Source organism: Microbacterium sp., assembly GCF_052099035.1.
Taxonomy (GTDB): Bacteria; Actinomycetota; Actinomycetes; order Actinomycetales; family Microbacteriaceae; genus Microbacterium.
This window is the reverse complement of record NZ_JBQDSX010000078.1, coordinates 10127-10740: the sequence shown is the minus strand read 5'-3', so window position 1 is coordinate 10740 and position 614 is coordinate 10127.

The window sequence follows — 614 nt, the reverse complement described above, 5'->3', positions numbered from 1 at the left end:
CCTCGCTCAACTCAGCCCACCGGAGACCACTTGACAGCAATAGGAGCATCCACTCCAGGGGACGTCACCGTGAACGCCGCCGCCTACACGCCTGAGTTCGAACGGTTCACCGCCGAGCAGATCGGCGTCGCACCGCAGGTCTCCGGGCTTCGGATCACGTCGAGCCGTGTGCGCGGCAGCTCGGTCGTGTTCACGCTGACGCAGCGTATGTGCGACTGCGATTCCCTGATCGGACGAGGCAGCGACGACCCCGTTGACGGCGAAGTAGCGGCCGAAGACTGGCTGACCTGGCTCCGTGAGCTGCCGACCCAGGTTCCGCATGTCACCCGTCTGGCCGTTCTTCGGGCATGGAGCCCGCAGGACGATGACGTGGCTCCCCGGCAGGCGAAAAGCGTGACGATCGGCGAGGTGACTGAGCAGGTGCTCCGCGGGCTGAAGGACGACGCACTGTTGACCATCGACTACCCGCGCACCGCCTGGCCCCCCCCCCCCCCCCCCCCCCCCCCCCACCACCCCCCCCCCCCCCCCCCGGGCCCCCCCCCCCCCCGGGGAGACGGACACGCGCGCCCCCACACCCCACTCGGCGCAGGCGCCCCCGCACCCCTCTGCTCGCG